The following is an 18,331-nucleotide window of genomic DNA, read 5'->3' as shown; positions in this document are numbered from 1 at the left end:
GGCCGCCGTCGCGCTCGCCGGCTGTACGGGGGCTGGGGATGGCGGCGAGTCCCCGACGACGACCGGAGCTGCGGGCGACGGAACGACCGTCTCGAACCCGTTGGTCGGCGACGTCACCCAGTCCGGCGACCTCGGGCTCACGAGTCCGGCGTTCGAGGACGGCGAACCGATTCCCCGGAAGTACGGCTACGACGCCGAGAACGTCAATCCGCCACTGGTCGTGGCGGGCGTCCCCGCGGGCGCGACGTCCCTGACGCTCGTGATGGACGACCCGGACGCCGTCGAACCGGCGGGCGAGGTGTGGCTGCACTGGCTGGTCTGGAACGTCCCCGCGGACACGACGAGCATTCCGGAGGACTGGACGCCGGAGGCGGCGAGCGAGGGCGTCAACGACTTCGACGAGCGCGGCTACGGCGGTCCGGCGCCACCCGACGAGGCGCACACGTACCGGTTCAAACTCTACGCGCTCGACACCACCCTCGACGTTCCCGAGGACGCTAGCAAGCGCGACGTCGGGCGCGCGATGGGCGACCACGTCCTCGCACAGACGCAGTTGACGGGGACGTACGCACCGTCGTAGCCCAGGTTCGCGTTTCGCAGTAATCGCGGTGCTGCCGGGTTCCTGCAGGTTCTCCGTCCGCAAGCGACGCTAGTAGTCCGTGACGTTCGACTGGACGCGGCCGTCCTCGATGTCGGGGGCGCGGGCGTCCTCGAAGTACGCGGCGAGCTCGTCCGGGGTGACGTCCGCGGACTCGTAGAGGTACGCGATCTCCGTCAGCGACAGCGACTCGTCGTCGTCGAGTTTCGAGAGCAGGTGGTCGGCGTCGAGGGCGTGGTACGTGACGTCGAAGTCGACGGTCGCGCCGCGGTCCTCGCTTGCTTCCGCGAGGTTCACGCCCTCCCGCAGCACCGTCTCGAAGTCGAGGTCGGTGCGACCGACGCCGCGGTAGAGGAACGCCAGCGTCGACACCAGGGCGTCGAACGCCTCGGTGCCGTCGTCCTCGCCGACGCGTTTCTCGAACACGAGGTCGAGGTCGCGGTCGTCGAGGCCCTCGACGAGCAGTTCGAAGTCCCGGAGCGCGTCGTAGATGCGGTCGCGAATCCGGGCTCTCGCGTTGCGTTCGGCCTGCACGCTCCCGTACTCGCTGTCGCCGCGGAGGTACGCGCGGTCGGCCGCGGTCAGCACGCCGCGCCCGCGCTCGTCGTCAGCAGCCATAATCAATTACCGATTACAAATTTGGGTAGACTGTTATAAATATAATTCGATAGCGATTATCTACGGTAGTTTGTGATGATTCTCCTAGGCAATCCTTTTCCGTCGGTTCCGAGTCCGCCGTACCACGAGCGGTTCGGACGTCGAGCGCGCCACCCCGACGACGAGTGGCGTGCTCGGTGACCGGCCGCGGGCAACACATGACCCAGGACACCGCAACCCGACCCGCGACGAACCACGTCGAAGCACCCGCCGACGCCGCGTTCACCGCGATAGCGTCGGCACCGATCCTCGAAACCATCCTCGACGACGTCGCCGTCCTCGTCGACGAGTGCGTCCTCCGCGTCGACACAGACGGCGTGTCGGTCGACGCCATGGACCCCGCGACCGTCGCGATGGTATCGCTGTCCGTCGACGCGGAGGCCTTCGAGGCATACGACGCGCCAGACGAGGTACTGCGGCTCGGCATCGACATCGAACGCCTGGGCGACGTCGTCGGGATGGCGGACGCCGACCAGGCGGTCCGCCTCGCCGTCGACCTGGAGCGCCGAACTCTGCACGTTCGCGTCGGTGAACTCGCGTACACGCTGGCGCTCATCGACCCGGACGCCGTCCGGTCGCCGCCGGACCGCGTCGACCTCGCCGACCAGTTCGAGGCGACCGTCGGGCTCCCGGGGCGCGAGTTCTCCCGGGCCGTCGCGGCCGCGGACATGGTCTCCGACCACCTCGAAGCGGGGGTCAGCGAGTCCGAGGAGCGCTTCTACGTGCGCGCCGACGGCGACGCGGACACGGTGGCCGTGGACGTCCCCGCCGAGGACTGCACGGCCTTCGACTCCGGACCCGCCCGTTCACTGTTCTCGCTGCAGTACCTCTCCGCGGTGGAGCGCGCCGTACCGGCCGACGATCCCGTTCGGCTCCGCCTCGGGGAGGAAGCCCCCGTCGAAGTCGAGTTCGACGTCGCCGACGGCGACGGCTCGGTCCGCTACGTCGTTTCGCCACGCCTCACGCGGTCCTGACTGCCGGCACACACCACGAAACACGAGTAACGCTGATTCACCGTCCCGCAGCCACCGGCGCTCGCCACCGCGACCTGTCAGTGAAGCCCGAAAAAAGCATAAATGCTCGCCCCGCGAATATGTAAGTGAAGAAGAAATTCAATCTTTTTCACAAGTCTTTTTGCGGAGTCGGGGATATCCATAGAAGCCACCACGCACCCACCAACGCCCGCGTTCGTCGCACCGCTCGTAGACCGGCCGCTCCAGACCACTATGACAGCAGACAATAACGAAGCCGTGAGTCCCCGCAGCACCGCCGACCAGCACCTCGCAATCGACGCACCCGAGCGAAGCCCCAATACCGACCCGATTACGGTCCGCGTGACGGGTGCCGAACCCGGCGCGACCGTCGACGTCACGACCACGCTCGAGGACAGCGACGGCGACGAGTTCGTCGCCAACGCGACGTTCACCGCCGACGAGGACGGCGTCGTCGACCTGAGCGAACACGAACCCGACGACGGTCCCTACGAGGGCGTCGAACCGATGGGCTGGCTGTGGGCGATGTCCAGCGACGCCGACGCCCCATTCCCGCGACTGAACGGGCTCAGCAACATCGAGGTCACCCTCCACGCAGCGACCGAGGACGCTGAAGCCACCCGCACCGTCACGCGAGTCCTCCACGACGACGACGTCGAGGAACACACAGTCGACGCCGACGGCATCGTCGGCACCCTCTTCGTCCCCGCTGGCGACGGCCCCCACCCCGGCGTCATCGAACTTCACGGCTCCGGCGGCCGCCGCGGCACCGGCACCGCGAAACTCCTGGCCTCCCGGGGCTACGCCACGCTCGCGCTCACGTACTTCGGCGACGACCACGACGCCCTCCCCGACGAACTCGAACGCATCCCGCTGTCGTACGTCGACGACGCCGCCGACTGGCTCCGTGACCAGCCCGCCGTCGCCGACGACGAGGTCGGTCTGGTCGGTTCCTCCCGGGGCGCCGAACTCGCGCTCCTCGTCGGCGCGCACTACGACTGGGTCGGCGCCGTCGTCTCCTACGCCGGCAGCGTCCCCTGGGACACCCCCAGCGGCGAACCCGCGTGGATCCACGACGGCGACGCCGTCCCGCACATCACCGCCGAGGAAGCCCCGCGGTTCGAGGACCTCGACGAGAAACCAGTCGCCGACGTCGTCCCGCCGGTCGAGCAGACGAACGCCCCCATCCTGTTGCTCTCCGGGGGCGACGACGGCGTCTGGAACTCGCGGCGGCTCTCCGAGGCCGTCGCCGACCGCCTCCGGGACCGCGAGTTCCCCCACGACTTCGACCACCGCACCTACGACGACTGCGGCCACCTCATCGGCACGCCGTACGTACCGCTCGCCGGCATCGACGAGACCGAACGCGCCGGCGGCACCGCCCGCGGGACGGTCCGCGCCAGCGAAGACGCCTGGCCCGCCGTGCTCGACGCGCTCGAAACGGGACTGAAGAAACAGCAGTAAGCGAGAACCTCGGCCGCAGACCGCGGCCACTGGCCGCGGATGCCTCCCTCAGACGCTCGGCGGGTCGCCGCCGAACTGCTCGATGAGCTCCGGGACGACGTCGAAGAGGTCGCCGACGATGCCGTAGTCGGCGATGTCGAAGATGGGCGCGTTCGGGTCCGTGTTGATGGCGACGATGGTGTCGGCGCCCTTCATCCCGGCGACGTGCTGCACGGCGCCGGAGATACCGATGGCGAGGTAGACGTCCGGCGTCACCTGCTTGCCGGACTGACCGACCTGCCGGTTCTTCGGGAGCCAGCCGTTGTCGACGATGGGGCGCGACGACGACAGGGTCGCGCCCGTCACCTCGGCCAGTTCCTCGATGAGTTCGATGTTCTCCTCCTCCTCGATGCCGCGGCCGATGGACACCAGGAAGTCCGCCTCGCTGATGTCGACGTCGCCGCCGCCGACCTCCTCGAAGCCGTTGACGGTACTGCGAATCGCGTCCTCGTCGGGCGCGAAGTCGAACGCCGAGACCTCGGCGTCACCGATGTCCTCGGCAGCCGGCCACTCCGCCCCCCGAATCGACACCACGAACGGGCCGTCCTCGACTTCCACTGTCGTCTCGACTTTCGACCCGTACATCTCCCGGGTCACCTCGAGCGTCCCGTCGTCGTAATCCAGGCCGACGGCGTCCGAGACGTACGGCCGACCGAGGCGGGACGCCACGGCCGGCGCGTAGTCGAGGCCGTTCACGCTGTTCGGCGTGACCAAAAACTCCGCGTCCAGGTCCGTCACCAGCGCCTCGACGGCCTGCACGTAGACGTCGTGGTTGAACTCCTCCCCGTTGTCCACGGTGTGGATGGCGTCCACGCCCTCGCGGTTCAGTTTCTCGGCGAACTCGTCCGTGTCGCCCGAGATGACCGCCGCGTGCAGGTCGCCGCCCGAGGCGTCCGCGAGTTCGCGGCCCGCAGTCAGGAGTTCCAGGCTCACGTCGCGGAGGTCGCCGCGGCGGTGGTCGGCGACAGCGAGTACGTCGGTCATTCGCCGACCACCCCCTTGTCGCGGAGCACGTCAGCGAGCGCTCCGGCCTGGTCGGCCGCGTCACCCTCGAAGTACTGCGCCTCGCTCTCCGTCTCCGGTTCGTACATCGCGGTGATGTCGAGGCTGGATTCGACGACGCCCGCGTCGAGTCCGAGGTCGTCGAGGCTCTGGGGCTTGATCTCCTTCGACTGCGCCTGCCGGATGCCCCGCAGGCTGGCGTACCGCGGCTCGTTGATACCGGTCTGGATGGTGAGCACCGCGGGGAGTTCGACGTCCGTGAGCTCCTCGACGCCGCCCTCCAGTTCGCGGTGGACCGACGCCACGCCCTCGTCGAGCACTTTCTCGGTGTCGAGAGCGTTCACGACGGCCGCCCACGCGAAGCCGACGTCCTCGGCGAGCGCGACGCCGGTCGCCCCGAAGCTGTCGTCGTTCGCCTGCACGCCGGAGAGCACGAGGTCCGGGTCCTCGTCCTCGACGACCGCGCCGAGCAGTCGGGCTTTCGTTTCCACGTCGAGCAGTTCCACGTCCTCGATGGCGTCGTCCCACACGCGGACCGCGCGGTCCGCGCCCTTCGCGAGCGCCATCCGGATGGTCTCCTCGGCGCGCTCCGGGCCGATAGTCACGGCGACGACTTCGACGTCGTCGCCGGCTTCCGCCAGCTGGACGCCTTCCTCGACGGCGTAGTCGTCCCACTCGTTGAGGTCGTAGTCGAGGTACGTGTCCTCGATTTCCGTGCCGGAAATCTCGAAGTCGTCCTCGACGGTAGCCACCTCTTTGACGGTGACGAGAACCTTCATCACTCTGTGAATCCCTCGGGACGCAGGTAAACGTTTTCGGAACCGCGAGAACTGTGCGAGGAGTTTTTCCAGGGAGCAGGGCGTCGGACGAAGTCCGAGAACCGACCCCGGGCTCACTCCCTGTCGAGACCCTCGTCGGGCAGCGAGATGAGGTTCTCGCGGCCGATCCGGAGTTTCTCCACGCGGTCGTCCTCGGCCATCGAGGAGAGCAACTGGGAGACTTTCGCAGTCGACCACCGCGTCTCCTCGACGATCTTGGACTGCTTCATGCGGCCGCCGTGCTCGTGGAGCAATCGCTCGACGCGCTCCTCGTCGCTCAACAGCTCGGGGTCGACGTCCTGGCCGGCACCCGCGTCCGCCGAGGCGCCCGGCGTCACCGCCTCACCGACGTCACCGCCGCTGTCCGGCTCCTCGGTCGGCTCCGTCCCGCCCGGAGCACCGTCCGTGGCGGCTTCGCCCTCGTCGCTGTCACCGAGCCAGGCTGACAGACTCGGGATGCCGTCCCGACGCCCGACCGGCCCCCCACGGTAGTACGCCAACACGAGGATGGCGCCGACGAGCAACGCCAGCACCCCGATGGCCACGACGGCCATCATCGACACCCCGATTGGTCCGTTCGGGGGCTCGGCAGCCCCCGTGAACACCGCCGTCGGCTCCCCGCTCGCGAACTGCTCGGGGCCAGTCCACTTGTAGGCCCCACCCTGGATGCTGGCAGCGGGCTGCACGCTGGTCGTGTCGTAGCCCTCGGGCGGGCGAATCGTCAGCGTCTGCCCCGACTTCAGGTCCCCGAACCACGTCCCCGAGAACGAGTCGACGACCAGCGTCTCGTTCTGGACGCGCGTGAAGTTCGCCCACGTGAACTCGACGGACAGCACGCCGGTCGAGTTGTTGCCGTGGTCGACGACGGTCGAGGACCGGCCGGCGTTGCGGATCTCCATGTCGCGCCCGACGTGCTCGCTGACCTCGGGCACGACCGCCCGGAAGACGTCAACCGAGAATTCGCTGTCCGTCTGGTACGCCTCGAACTCGGCTCGGAGGTCCTCGAAGGCGGCCGTGTCGTTCCCGTCCTCCAGCGCGTACTTCGTGGAGATGTTCCAGCGCGCAGCGCCGTCCGACTGGATCTGGATCGTCACGTCGACGCCCTCCTCCGGGACCGACGCCTCCGCCTGCGCACCCTGCTGGCTTGCAGGACCAGCGACTCCGGCCGCGCCCGCAACTGGCACGGAGAGAACGCTGACGAGGACGACGAGGAGGGCGACCTGCCGCATACCAATTCCGTCCACCCCGCTCGTGCAAAGTATTTTCTATCCCGGCTACCGCCCGCTCGCCCGCGAATATCGCAGGTAGAGCGCCCGGCACGGTTGTTGCGTTAGCCTGACACTACTGGCGGCGTCCTCGCCGACTACTCGCGACCGCCTCGCCAGCCCCCACTGGCACGTCGTGCCACCGTCTCCGCATCGCTTTTGTCGGATGGCGTCAAACTCCCCGCCATGTCCCGCGCCCGCCCCGCCCTCGTCGCGGTCCTCCTCGTGGTCGCGAGTGCGACCGCCGCGCTCGCCGTCAGCGGGAGCGTCTCTGCCCCTGTGCAACCCAGCGACGACCCCGTCGTCGCCACTAGCGAGAACTCCACGCGCGTGCTGCTCCTGACCGAAGCCGACGCGGCCGAATTCAGCCAGCCGACGGCCTCCGTTACGGACACGCTCGATTCCGGCTACGCCGAACTCTCTACGGACCTCAGGTTCAAACAGGTCGAACAACGACTCGAAGCCGCGGAAACGCCCGCCGAGAAGCGGCAAGTACTGGAGAACGCTACGAGGACCGCAGAACGTCGCCTCGAGTCCCTACAGACCCGAGAACAGGCCGCCCGGTCCCAGTTCGCGAGCGGCCAGATCACCAGCCGCGAGTTCCTGTTCGAGATCTCGACAATCCACGCGGAAGCAACTCGACTCGTCTCGACCATCGGGCGATCGACCAGCGAGGGAACGCTGTACGACTACGCGGGCACCCTCACGGAGGACACCGACGTCCGTCCGCGGTTGAGTCGCGTCCGGACGCAGTTGGCCGGATTAGAGGGGCCCGTCCGGGAACGGGTCGCTGCGGTGGTCCACGGCGATCGAGATGCCATCCGCGTCCACGTCACCGTGGGGGACGGACTGATGTTGTCGACTATCGACGGCGGGGAGTACGTTCGCGAGACGTACCGGCCGGATAACCTCGCCGACGAAACCGCAGACTACGGGGACGCAAGAGGCCTCGTCAACTCGCTGTACCCGTGGATCGAACAGATTACCCCCGAGTCTAGTCTCACGCTGTCCGCCAACTACGCGATCATCTACAACGTCAACCATCCGCACGGGCAACTCGCGGTGTGGGTGAACGCCGCGACCGAGCGCGTGTACGTCGAGCGACAGGAAGTGGTACTCTCACAACTGCCAGCTGACGCCGAGGTCACGCACACCACCAACAATACGACGCTGTCCACGTCGCGGACGTACGCCGGCGGCCCGCTGCTCGTTCAGGTCCAGAACGCGTCCGGCGCCCCCGTCGACGCCACCATCTCGCTGGACGGACTGGAGGTCGGCGAGACGGACAACGACGGCCGCTTGTGGCTGCTGAGTCCGGCCGGCGACTACACCATCACTGCGGACCCGGCCGACGGCCCGACGCTGCAGGCGAACGTCAGCGCGCCGCCGAAGCCCTGACGACACGGCCACGCCCTCGGCCTGGCTCGCCCGCCCCTCGCACGAACGTTCTTGTAGGAGTACGCGACCAACCAGCGGCGTGTCCCGCGGGTACGCACCGGTGGCTGTCGTCCTCCTGCTCGCAGTGACGGTGCTCGCAGCCGGTGCGGTCGCCGCCTCGCTGCCGGGGCTCCCCGGAGAACCGCCACCCCACCGCGGAATCAGCGCCGAGGCCACCAGCGACGGCCGCGTCGACGTGACCCTCGTTTCCGGGGACCCAATCGACGTCCAGCAGGCGAGCGTCCGCCTCACCGTCGACGGCGACGACGTCAGGCACCAGCCACCGGTCCCGTTCTTCGCCGCACGCGGCTTCCGCGGCGGTCCCACCGGCCCGTTCAACCTGGCCGCCGACCCCACGTGGACCGTCGGGGAACTCGCCGGATTCCGCCTCGCCCACACGAACGACCCGCCGCTCCGCAGGGGTGATACAGTCACCGTGCGCGTAGTCGTCGACGGACAAATCGTCGCAGAAACGTCGACGACGGTCGGCTCCGACACTTGAGCGGCCGCGCGGGAGGACCGTGCGGCCAGTACGGGACAGAGGCAGCACAGTAATCACTCGCCGGTGCCAAGGAACGCGAGCATGACCGTTTCGCCGACCACGTTGTCTCGGCTCGGGGCGTGGGGGCAGATCGGCGTCGTCGCGCTCGCAGTCGTGTTCTGGTCACTCGGACTGGTGAACGGGTTCCTCGCGGCGTGTGTCGGCTACCTCATCGTCACGGTGGCGGGAATCGTCGGGATCGCCAGAACGGAGTCGACCATTGCCGGACCGCTCGTGTATCCGTTCATCGTTCCGGGCTTCGTGCCGCTCTATTACTTTGCGACGCAGTAGCTATCCGGCGCACCGATTCAGCCGCTCCAGTTCCAGGAATTGTCTGCATACCGGAACCGTGGGAGCGACTACTGTCAGGGCGCCCGGCTCACGCATCGCTGCGCTCCGCGTTCGCTCAGTCGGCGCCTTCGCTATGCTCGGGCGCCCGGGCCACTGTCACGATTGCCTTCGGACTCCCGGGTTTGGCCTGCATCACCGTGTGCTCGATGTCCACGAACCCCGCTTCGGCGAACATGCGGTCGGCCTCCGCCTCGTCGTAGAACAGCATGATGGCGTCGGCGACCCGCCGGAACAGCCGCGAATTCGGGTAGTCCGGACCGACGACGAGCGCTTTCTCGCCGGGTTTCACGACGCGCCGGATCTCGCGGAGGCCCTCGACGGGATTCGGCCAGTACTCGATGGACCCCGACGACCAGACGGCGTCGAACGAATCGTCCTGGAACGGGAGACGTTCGGCGTCACCGAAGTGGAACGCCACGGGGTCGTGCTTGCCGAGTTTCGCCCACGCCTTCTCGAGCTGGTGCGGGCTCTGGTCGAGACCGTAGACGTCGTCAGTGTACTGGAGGATGCCCTCAGTTCCGAACCCCGTGCCACAGCCGACGTCGAGGACGCGGTCGCCGTCGTCGATGGAAAGCATCGCGAGCGCTTCGTCCCGCATCGCTTCGTTCCAGACGAACGGATTGACGCGGTCGTACACCTTCGAGAGGTACTTGTAGAAGGTGCGGGCTCGAGACTTGTCTTCGAGAACTCCCATTGCCCCGGAATTACCGCTCAGAAGGCATAATAGCTTGCGTTCGGCCCGCCGACTTCGCAACTACCATATAGGCCGTAGCCAAAGTTCCGCCCGGTAAGAGTGTATGCCAAGGCCAGAGGTTCTCGAAGACATCAAATCGGCTGAATCGGACGCCGACGACATCGTGGCTGAGGCGGAGGAGGACCGCGAGGAACGGTTATCCGAAGCCCGACAGCGAGCCGATGAAATCCGCAGCGACGCGGAGGAGGAGGCTCGCGAGCTGAAGGAAGCGAAACTGGAGGACGCACGGGAGGAAATCGAGGCCGAACGCGAGGAGATCCTCGAAGACGGCGAGGCGGAGCGCGAGGAACTGGCGGCGCTCGCCGAAGACAACGAGGACGACGCGGTCGCGTTCGCCGTCGAACGGTTCAAGGAGGCGGTGCATGCTCAGACCTGAGCAGATGAGCAAAGTCTCGGTGACCGGCTCCCAGCGCGTACAGGGAGACGTCATCGAGACGATTCACGACCTGAACCTCGTTCACCTCTCGGACTACGACGGCGACATCGAGGGGTTCGACAACGGCAACCCTCTCGAGGGCGCCGACGACGCCTCCGAGAAACTCGTGACGGTTCGCTCGCTGGAGTCGATGCTGGACGTCAGCGAGGCGGACGCGGGACCGACCCGCATCGTCACCGACGAAGCCCTCGAGACGGAGCTCGAGGAGATCCGCGTCCAGGTGAACGAGCTCGACGACCGCCGCAACGAGCTGGAGAGCGAGCTCCGCGACCTCGACGAACGAATCGACGCCGTCGAGCCGTTCGCGGACCTCGGCGTCGACCTCGACCTGCTCAGTGGCTACGACAGCCTGCAGGTCGCCGTCGGCGAGGCTGACGCCGACGAAGTCCGGGACACGCTCCGGACCGACGAGAGCATCCAGGCGTTCGAACTGTTCGAGGGCGAGGACACGGTCGGCGTGTTCGCGTACCCGCGCTCGGACGACCCGGACGTGCTCGACGACGCGCTCGTCGGCGTGGAGTTCGCGCGCGTCGAAGTGCCTGACGCCGAGGGCAGCCCCGAGGCGTACGTCGAAGACCTCCGGCACGAGCGACAGACCGTCGAGTCGAAACTCGCGAGCGTCGAGAACGAACTCGACGACCTCCGCGTGGAGCACGCGGGCTTCCTGCTCGCCGCCGAGGAGAAACTCACCATCGACGTCCAGAAGGCGGAGGTGCCGCTGCAGTTCGCGACCAGCGACCACGCGTTCATCGCCGAGGGCTGGATTCCCAGCGACGAGTACTCGACGTTCGTCGCGGCGATCCAGGACGCGGTCGGTGCGCACGCGGCCGTCGAGGAACTCGAGCGCGCCGACTACGAGCCGTCCGGCCACGGCCACCACGCTCCCGTCGACGACGACGGCGGCGAGGCGGTCGCGACCGACGGCGGAACGGCCGAGTTCGACGCCGACGACAGCCCGCCCGTCGTGCAGGACAACCCCGACGTGGTGCGGCCGTTCGAGTCGCTCACGGAAGTCATCAACCGCCCGAAGTACACGGAACTGGACCCGACGGTCATCCTGTTCGCGACGTTCCCCGTGTTCTACGGGTTCATGATCGGTGACCTCGGGTACGGCTTCCTGTACGCCGGGCTCGGCTACTGGCTGTACTCGAGCTTCGACAGCGACATGATTACGAAGCTCGGCGGCGTCGCCATCTGGGCCGGCGTCTGGACCGGGATTTTCGGCGTGCTGTACGGCGAAATCTTCGGTCTACACCTGATCACGGAGTACCTGTGGCACGGCGCGCTCGGACTGGAGCACGCGCCGATGAAGAAAGGGCTGCACGTCGGCTCGTTCGCCGAGCTGTGGCTGACCATCAGCCTCGCCGCCGGCGCGCTCCACCTCGCCATCGCGTACGTCTTCGGATTCGTGAACGAGAGCCGCTCGCACGACGTGAAGACGGCGATCACGGAGTCCGGCGCAAAGTTCCTGCTCATGGGCGGCGTCACCGTCTGGCTGTTCAGCACGCACATCCAGAGCAGCGGCGGGCCGCGCCCCGAGTTCATCTACCGGGTCGCGGAGTTCTCGCCGACGGTCGGGATGGCCGCGCTGGTCGTCGCGCTCGTCGGCCTCGTCCTCCTCATCATCGGTGAGGGGGCCGTCGGTCTCGTGGAGAGTCCGACGTACGCGCTCGTTCACACGGTCTCGTACACGCGGATTGCCGCGGTGCTGCTCGCGAAGGGGGCGATGGCGTACGTCGTCAACCTCCTCGTGTTCGGCGCCTACGAAACCCAGATTACCGCCCAGCCGGAGCCGTTCTTCTTCGGCATGGTGGAACTACCCGTCGGCGCACACGAAGTCCACTTCATGCTGGACGGTGCGTCCCACGGTCACGAAGTGCTGTTCCCCGGCCTGCTCTGGCAGGGGCCAGCCGGCATTCTGGGCGGCATCGTCGTACTGCTCGCAGGCCACGCGCTCGTACTTGGGCTCGGCGTCACTTCCGCCGGCTTACAGGCTCTACGCCTCGAATACGTGGAGTTCTTTAACAAGTTTTATGAGGGCGGTGGCGCGAAGTACAACCCGTTCGGTTACACGCGAAACTACACCACTGAGGACTAAGTAAAATGTTCGACACACTCGCTCAATTCGTCACGATTCTCGCAGAGGAAACAGGTAGCTCCCCGGCCATCCCGCAGGGGGCCGCAGCAGCACTCGCAGTCGGTCTCGCAGCGCTCGGCGCGGGGTACGCCGAGCGCGGTATCGGTAGCGCCGCAGTCGGCGCTATCGCCGAGGACCGCGACCTCTTCGGTACGGGCCTGATTCTGACGGTCCTGCCGGAGACGCTCGTCATCCTCGCGCTCGTCGTCGTCTTCGCAGCGTAACCCCCTTTCTCTCAATCCAATGAGTTTGGAAACAGTAGTTGAGGACATCCGAGACGAAGCCCGCGAGCGCGCGAAGGAGATTCGCAACGACGCGGACCAGCGCGCCGAGGAGATTATCGCCGACGCGGAGGCCGACGCCGACGTCATCGTGGACGAGGCAGAGGCCGAAGCCGAACGCGAGATCGAGCGGGAGCGCGAGCAACAGCTCTCCAGCGCGAAACTGGAAGCCAAGCAGATGCGCCTGGAGGCCCGCCGCGACGCCCTCCAGGACGTTCGCCAGACCGTCGAGTCCACGATCGCGGACATCGACGGCGACGAACGCGAGGAGCTCACCCGCGCACTCCTCGACGCCGCGGCCGACGAGTTCGACTCGGACAGCGAGGTCCGCGTCTACGGCCGCAGCGACGACGAAGGGCTCATCTCGGACATCCTCGACGACTACGACGGGTTCGAGTACGCCGGCGAGCACGACTGTCTCGGCGGCGTCGTTGTGGAGAGCGAGACGTCCCGGGTCCGCGTGAACAACACGTTCGACTCGGTCCTCGAGGACGTCTGGGAGGACGAACTGAAGGAGATCAGCGCTCGCCTCTTCGAGGAACAATGAGCGCGTCCGGGTCGGCTAACTACGAGTACGTGGTCGCACGCGTTCGTTCCCGCCGGGCCAGCCTGTTCAGCGACGACGAGTACCGGAAGCTGCTCCGCATGGGCACGGGCGAAATCGCCCGGTTCATGGAGGAGACCGAGTACGAGGACGCGGTCAACGCCCTCGGGTCGCGGTTCAGCGGCGTCGACCTCGTCGAGTACGCCCTGAACCGGACGCTCGCGGAGAACTTCCGCGACCTCCTGCGCTGGAGCGAGGGGCGCCTGTACGAGCAGGTCGCACGCTACCTCCGGAAGTTCGACGCGTGGAACGCGAAGACGGTGCTGCGCGGCCTTTACTCCGACGCCACCGCGGACGAGGTGCGCTCTGACCTCATCGACGCCGGCGAGTTCAGCGAGGACTTCCTCGACCGGCTCGTCGCCGCGGACTCCATCGAGTCCGTCGTCGAGTTGCTCGACGGGACGCTGTTCGACGCGTACATCGAGGACGCGTTCGAGGTCTACGAGGAGACCGGGACGCTCGTCCCGCTGGAGAACGCGGTCGACCGCGCGTACTACGAGAACCTCGTGCCGCCGAAGACCGGCGGCGGCGAGGCCGCGGAGCTGTACCGGGAGTTCCTGGAAGCCGAGATCGACTTCCGGAACGCCCGGAACGCGCTCCGGCTGGCGCGGTCGGGCGCCGACGTCGACCCCGCGGAGTACTTCATCGACGGCGGCGCGCTGTTCGACCGCACGGAGATCAGCCAGCTGGTCGGCAACCGCTCGGAGCTCGTCACTCGCATCCGGGAGAGCCGCTACGGCGACGAACTGACGGTCGCGCTCGACGAACTCGAGGACGCCGAGAGCCTCATCGGGTTCGAGCACGCGCTGGACCGCGCGCTCCTGGAGTACTCCGACCACCTCTCGTACGTCTACCCGCTGTCTGTCTGTCCGGTGCTGGCGTACGTGCTCGCGAAGGAACGCGAAGTAGACAACATCCGCGCCATCGCTCGCGGCCGGGAAGCCGGCCTGAGCGAGGCGGAAATCGAGGAGGAGCTCGTCATCCTATGAGCCAGGAGATCGCAGTCATCGGCAGTCCGGAGTTCACCACCGGGTTCCGGCTCGCGGGCGTCCGGAAGTTCGAGAACGTCCCGCAGGACGAGAAAGACGAGCGCCTCGACGACGCAGTCGAGTCGGTGCTCGGCGACGACGACGTCGGCATCGCGGTGATGCACGACGACGACCTCGACGAACTCTCCCGGCAGGTCCGGGAGACCGTCGAGACGAGCGTAGAGCCGACGTTCGTGACCATCGGCGGCGGCGCCGCCGGCGGGAGCGGACTGCGAGACCAGATCAAGCGAGCCATCGGTATCGACCTGATGGCGGAGGAAGACGAGAACAACGAATGAGTCAAGCAGAAGAAATCACTGACTCCGGCGAAATCGAGAGCGTGAGTGGTCCGGTCGTGACCGCCACGGGCCTCGACGCCCAGATGAACGACGTCGTCTACGTCGGCGACGAAGGGCTGATGGGCGAGGTCATTGAAATCGAAGACGAGATCACCACGATCCAGGTGTACGAGGAGACGTCCGGCATCGGGCCGGGCGAACCCGTCGACAACACGGGCGAACCGCTCACCGTCGACCTGGGCCCGGGGATGTTGGACTCCATCTACGACGGCGTCCAGCGTCCGCTGGACGTCCTCGAGGAAGAGATGGGGTCGTTCCTGGACCGCGGCGTCGACGCGCCCGGCATCGACCTGGAGAAGGAGTGGGAGTTCGAACCCACCGTCTCCGAGGGCGACGAAGTCGAGGCCGGCGAGATCCTGGGTACCGTCGAGGAGACGGTCAGCATCGAGCACAAGGTCCTCGTGCCGCCGCGCAGCGACGGCGGCGAGGTCACCGAGGTCAACACGGGGTCGTTCACCGTCGACGAACCGGTCGTCGTCCTGGACAGCGGCGAGGAGATCGCGATGCGCCAGGAGTGGCCGGTTCGGCGTGCGCGCCCGTCCGCTGACAAGCACACCCCGAAGACGCCGCTGGTCACCGGCCAGCGCATCCAGGACGGCCTGTTCCCGCTCGCAAAGGGCGGGACGGCCGCGATTCCGGGGCCGTTCGGGTCCGGGAAGACCGTCACCCAGCAGCAGCTCGCGAAGTGGTCCGACGCGGACATCGTCGTCTACATCGGTTGCGGCGAGCGCGGCAACGAGATGACGGAAGTCATCGAGGACTTCCCGGAGCTGGAGGACCCCCAGACCGGGAACCCCCTGATGGCGCGGACGTGCCTCATCGCGAACACCTCGAACATGCCGGTCGCGGCCCGCGAGTCCTGCATCTACACGGGCATCACGATCGCGGAGTACTACCGCGACATGGGCTACGACGTCGCGCTGATGGCCGACTCCACTTCGCGGTGGGCGGAGGCCATGCGCGAGATCTCCTCGCGCCTCGAGGAGATGCCCGGCGAGGAGGGCTACCCGGCCTACCTCGCCGCGCGCCTCGCACAGTTCTACGAGCGCGCCGGCCTCTACACCACCCTGAACGACGAAGAGGGGTCGGTGTCCGTGGTCGGCGCGGTCAGCCCGCCGGGCGGCGACTTCTCCGAGCCGGTCACCCAGAACACGCTGCGCATCGTGAAGACGTTCTGGGCGCTGGACGCGGACCTCGCCGAACGCCGGCACTTCCCCGCGATCAACTGGAGCGAGTCGTACTCGCTGTACAAGGACCAGCTCGACGACTGGTGGCGCGAGAACGTCGCCGAGGACTTCCCGGAGGTCCGGCAGTGGGCCGTCGACGTCCTCGACGAGGAGACCGAGCTCCAGGAGATCGTCCAGCTCGTCGGGAAGGACGCCCTGCCCGACGACCAGCAGCTCACCCTCGAAGTGGCCCGGTACCTGCGCGAAGCGTGGCTCCAGCAGAACGCGCTCCACGAGGTGGACACGAACTGCGAGCCCGCGAAGACGTACAAGATGCTGACGGCCATCAAGACGTTCAACGACGAGGCCTTCGACGCGCTCGACGCGGGCGTACCCGTCGACGAGATTCAGAACGTCGATGCCGCGCCGCGCCTCAACCGGATGGGCGTCCAGGAGGACTGGGACGAGGCCATCGAGGAACTGAAAGACGACCTCACCGAGCAACTGCGTGACCTCTACTAATGAAAGAGTACAAGACAATCACCGAGATTAGCGGCCCGCTGGTGTTCGTCGACATCGACGAACCGGTCGCCTACGACGAGATGGTGGAGATCGAGACGCCCGACGGCGAGGTCAAGCGCGGGCAGGTCCTGGAGTCCACCGACGAGTTCGTCGCCATCCAGGTCTTCGAGGGCACGGAGGGCGTCGGCCAGGACGCGTCCGTGCGGTTCCTCGGCGAGACGCTGAAGATGCCGGTGACCGAGGACCTCCTCGGTCGCGTGATGGACGGGTCCGGGAACCCCATCGACGGCGGCCCGGACATCGTCCCCGAGGACCGCCGCGACATCGTCGGCGAAGCAATCAACCCGCACGCACGCGAGTACCCCGAGGAGTTCATCCAGACGGGCGTGTCCGCCATCGACGGCATGAACACGCTCGTTCGCGGCCAGAAGCTCCCGATCTTCTCCGGGTCCGGGCTGCCGCACAGCGACCTGGCGCTCCAGATCGCGCGGCAGGCGTCCGTGCCGGAGGAGGAGGACAGCGAGGGCGGGGGCAGCGAGTTCGCCGTCGTCTTCGGCGCGATGGGTATCACCGCCGAGGAAGCCAACGAGTTCATGGACGACTTCGAGCGCACCGGCGCGCTGGAGCGCTCCGTCGTCTTCATGAACCTCGCGGACGACCCCGCAGTCGAACGGACGGTCACGCCGCGGATGGCGCTCACCACAGCGGAGTACCTCGCCTTCGAGAAGGACTACCACGTCCTCGTCATCCTGACGGACATGACGAACTACTGCGAGGCGCTGCGCGAGATCGGTGCGGCGCGCGAAGAGGTGCCCGGTCGGCGTGGCTACCCCGGGTACATGTACACGGACCTGGCGCAGCTCTACGAGCGCGCCGGCCGCATCAAGGGTCGGGACGGCTCCGTCACCCAGATTCCGATCCTGACGATGCCGGGCGACGACGACACGCACCCGATTCCGGACCTCACCGGCTACATCACCGAGGGCCAGATCATGCTGAACCGCGACCTGAACAGCCAGGGCGTCACGCCGCCAGTGAACGTGCTGCCGAGCCTCTCCCGGCTGATGGACGACGGTATCGGCGAGGGTCTCACGCGCGAGGACCACGGCGATATCTCCGACCAGCTGTACGCGGCGTACGCGGAAGGTGAGGACCTCCGCGACCTCGTGAACATCGTCGGTCGGGAGGCCCTGTCCGAGCGGGACAACCTCTACCTGGACTTCGCGGACCGCTTCGAGGACGAGTTCGTCGACCAGGGCTTCGAGACGAACCGCAGCGTCGAGGACACCCTCGACCTCGGCTGGGAGCTCCTGTCCCTGTTCCCGAAGGCGGAGCTCAACCGCATCGACGAAGACCTCATCGAGACGTACTACGTCGAGGGCGAGTCCGAAGCCGAGGCCGAAGAGGCCGCGGCCGCGGACTGACTCGGCGACGGTCTCGGTTCCGTCAGCTGCGTTCTCTCCTCGTATCGCTCGTCCGCAGTGGCGACGCCGGAGTGCCGGCAGTCACCGAAGCAAACTGGACGTCCCGGCAGACGCCGCGGGTCTCGCCAATCTTTTCGCCGTGCGCGCGAAACAGCCGCCGAACGTGACGCGAGACGCCACCCAGACCCCAGACGAGCCAGCCCGGATGGGGACGGGACTGTCCGATGGGACGGGAGTTCGCGGGGGTCGGCGGTGGCGCTGACGTACGGCCAGTTCCTCGCGGTGTTCGTGGCACCGCCACTGGTCGCGCTCGCCGTGCTGCGGGTGCGGGGGCCGCCGCGGGCGTCGGAACGCTGGTCGCTGGCGGGCGTCGGCGTCCTGCTCGTGCTGGCGCTGGTGTACACGACGCCGTGGGACAACTACCTCGTCGGTCGCGGCGTCTGACGTAACGAGACG

20 protein-coding genes are annotated in these 18,331 nt (G+C 67.4%); 15 read left to right on the top strand and 5 right to left on the bottom strand.

Annotation, left to right across the window (positions count from 1 at the left end; all coding sequences use genetic code 11):
- Nucleotides 1-100 precede the first annotated feature (100 nt).
- On the top strand, nt 101-580 hold the full coding sequence (locus GRX66_RS07880) for a YbhB/YbcL family Raf kinase inhibitor-like protein (protein WP_159526074.1): 480 nt from the start codon (nt 101-103) through the stop codon (nt 578-580).
- A 69-nt stretch (nt 581-649) separates the two neighbouring features.
- Here GRX66_RS07880 and GRX66_RS07875 read toward each other — a convergent pair whose 3' ends face one another.
- The gene (locus tag GRX66_RS07875; protein ID WP_159526072.1) at nt 650-1,216 is read right to left on the bottom strand and encodes a hypothetical protein; all 567 of its coding nucleotides are present in this window, start codon (nt 1,214-1,216) and stop codon (nt 650-652) included.
- 197 nt (nt 1,217-1,413) lie between these two features.
- Between GRX66_RS07875 and GRX66_RS07870 the strand changes: the two genes are divergently transcribed.
- Both GRX66_RS07870 and GRX66_RS07865 read left to right on the top strand, forming a co-directional pair.
- On the top strand, nt 1,414-2,229 hold the full coding sequence (locus GRX66_RS07870; protein ID WP_159526071.1) for a DNA polymerase sliding clamp: 816 nt from the start codon (nt 1,414-1,416) through the stop codon (nt 2,227-2,229).
- 252 nt (nt 2,230-2,481) lie between these two features.
- A complete protein-coding gene (locus GRX66_RS07865; RefSeq protein WP_159526070.1) occupies nt 2,482-3,711 on the top strand; it encodes an acyl-CoA thioester hydrolase/BAAT C-terminal domain-containing protein in 1,230 nt (409 codons plus the stop codon).
- Nucleotides 3,712-3,759: 48 nt separating this feature from the next.
- Here the strand turns inward: GRX66_RS07865 and GRX66_RS07860 are convergent, their stop codons facing one another.
- The 3 genes from GRX66_RS07860 to GRX66_RS07850 form a co-directional block, all read right to left on the bottom strand.
- Complete coding sequence (locus GRX66_RS07860) at nt 3,760-4,734, bottom strand: electron transfer flavoprotein subunit alpha/FixB family protein (protein WP_159526069.1); 975 nt, start codon at nt 4,732-4,734, stop codon at nt 3,760-3,762.
- The gene (locus tag GRX66_RS07855; protein ID WP_159526068.1) at nt 4,731-5,531 is read right to left on the bottom strand and encodes an electron transfer flavoprotein subunit beta/FixA family protein; all 801 of its coding nucleotides are present in this window, start codon (nt 5,529-5,531) and stop codon (nt 4,731-4,733) included. The genes GRX66_RS07860 and GRX66_RS07855 overlap by 4 nt, the downstream gene beginning before the upstream one ends.
- Nucleotides 5,532-5,644: 113 nt before the next feature.
- Nucleotides 5,645-6,799, bottom strand: a complete 1,155-nt coding sequence (locus tag GRX66_RS07850) for a helix-turn-helix transcriptional regulator (protein ID WP_159526067.1) — start codon at nt 6,797-6,799, stop codon at nt 5,645-5,647.
- 222 nt (nt 6,800-7,021) lie between these two features.
- Here GRX66_RS07850 and GRX66_RS07845 point away from each other — a divergent pair, with 222 nt between their 5' ends.
- From GRX66_RS07845 to GRX66_RS07835, 3 genes are all read left to right on the top strand, one after another.
- Nucleotides 7,022-8,233, top strand: a complete 1,212-nt coding sequence (locus GRX66_RS07845; RefSeq protein WP_159526066.1) for a DUF7096 domain-containing protein — start codon at nt 7,022-7,024, stop codon at nt 8,231-8,233.
- 79 nt (nt 8,234-8,312) lie between these two features.
- Nucleotides 8,313-8,774: a type IV pilin gene (locus GRX66_RS07840; protein WP_325064004.1), complete on the top strand. Its 462-nt coding sequence runs from the start codon at nt 8,313-8,315 to the stop codon at nt 8,772-8,774.
- Between the two features lie 81 nt (nt 8,775-8,855).
- Nucleotides 8,856-9,104 carry a hypothetical protein gene (locus GRX66_RS07835; RefSeq protein ID WP_159526065.1) on the top strand — a complete coding sequence of 83 codons (249 nt, stop codon included), beginning with the start codon at nt 8,856-8,858 and terminating at the stop codon, nt 9,102-9,104.
- A gap of 115 nt (nt 9,105-9,219) precedes the next feature.
- Here the strand turns inward: GRX66_RS07835 and GRX66_RS07830 are convergent, their stop codons facing one another.
- Nucleotides 9,220-9,858: a methyltransferase domain-containing protein gene (locus GRX66_RS07830; RefSeq protein ID WP_159526064.1), complete on the bottom strand. Its 639-nt coding sequence runs from the start codon at nt 9,856-9,858 to the stop codon at nt 9,220-9,222.
- Between the two features lie 103 nt (nt 9,859-9,961).
- Here GRX66_RS07830 and ahaH point away from each other — a divergent pair, with 103 nt between their 5' ends.
- The 9 genes from ahaH (at nt 9,962) to GRX66_RS07785 (ending at nt 18,319) form a co-directional block, all read left to right on the top strand.
- The gene (gene ahaH, locus GRX66_RS07825; protein ID WP_159526063.1) at nt 9,962-10,294 is read left to right on the top strand and encodes an ATP synthase archaeal subunit H; all 333 of its coding nucleotides are present in this window, start codon (nt 9,962-9,964) and stop codon (nt 10,292-10,294) included.
- The gene (locus tag GRX66_RS07820) at nt 10,281-12,452 is read left to right on the top strand and encodes a V-type ATP synthase subunit I (protein ID WP_159526062.1); all 2,172 of its coding nucleotides are present in this window, start codon (nt 10,281-10,283) and stop codon (nt 12,450-12,452) included. The genes ahaH and GRX66_RS07820 overlap by 14 nt, the downstream gene beginning before the upstream one ends.
- Before the next feature lie 5 nt (nt 12,453-12,457).
- Nucleotides 12,458-12,715, top strand: coding sequence for a F0F1 ATP synthase subunit C (locus GRX66_RS07815; protein ID WP_159526061.1), 258 nt, complete (start codon nt 12,458-12,460; stop codon nt 12,713-12,715).
- Nucleotides 12,716-12,734: 19 nt separating this feature from the next.
- Nucleotides 12,735-13,319: a V-type ATP synthase subunit E gene (locus GRX66_RS07810; RefSeq protein WP_159526060.1), complete on the top strand. Its 585-nt coding sequence runs from the start codon at nt 12,735-12,737 to the stop codon at nt 13,317-13,319.
- The gene (locus GRX66_RS07805) at nt 13,316-14,365 is read left to right on the top strand and encodes a V-type ATP synthase subunit C (protein WP_159526059.1); all 1,050 of its coding nucleotides are present in this window, start codon (nt 13,316-13,318) and stop codon (nt 14,363-14,365) included. Before GRX66_RS07810 ends, GRX66_RS07805 begins: the two co-directional genes overlap by 4 nt.
- Nucleotides 14,362-14,703 (top strand): V-type ATP synthase subunit F, encoded by a 342-nt coding sequence (locus tag GRX66_RS07800; protein ID WP_159526058.1) that lies wholly within the window; start codon nt 14,362-14,364, stop codon nt 14,701-14,703. Before GRX66_RS07805 ends, GRX66_RS07800 begins: the two co-directional genes overlap by 4 nt.
- Entirely contained in the window at nt 14,700-16,451 is a 1,752-nt protein-coding gene (locus GRX66_RS07795) for an ATP synthase subunit A (RefSeq protein ID WP_159526057.1), read from the top strand. Before GRX66_RS07800 ends, GRX66_RS07795 begins: the two co-directional genes overlap by 4 nt.
- Nucleotides 16,451-17,875, top strand: a complete 1,425-nt coding sequence (locus GRX66_RS07790; RefSeq protein WP_159526056.1) for an ATP synthase subunit B — start codon at nt 16,451-16,453, stop codon at nt 17,873-17,875. Before GRX66_RS07795 ends, GRX66_RS07790 begins: the two co-directional genes overlap by 1 nt.
- A gap of 252 nt (nt 17,876-18,127) precedes the next feature.
- The gene (locus GRX66_RS07785) at nt 18,128-18,319 is read left to right on the top strand and encodes a hypothetical protein (protein ID WP_159526055.1); all 192 of its coding nucleotides are present in this window, start codon (nt 18,128-18,130) and stop codon (nt 18,317-18,319) included.
- Nucleotides 18,320-18,331 lie beyond the last annotated feature (12 nt).

The organism is Halobacterium bonnevillei (genome assembly GCF_009831555.1).
In the GTDB taxonomy this organism is placed as follows: Archaea; Halobacteriota; Halobacteria; order Halobacteriales; family Halobacteriaceae; genus Halobacterium; species Halobacterium bonnevillei.
The sequence above is the reverse complement of the archived record's forward strand: the minus strand, read 5'-3'. Positions and strand labels throughout refer to the sequence as shown.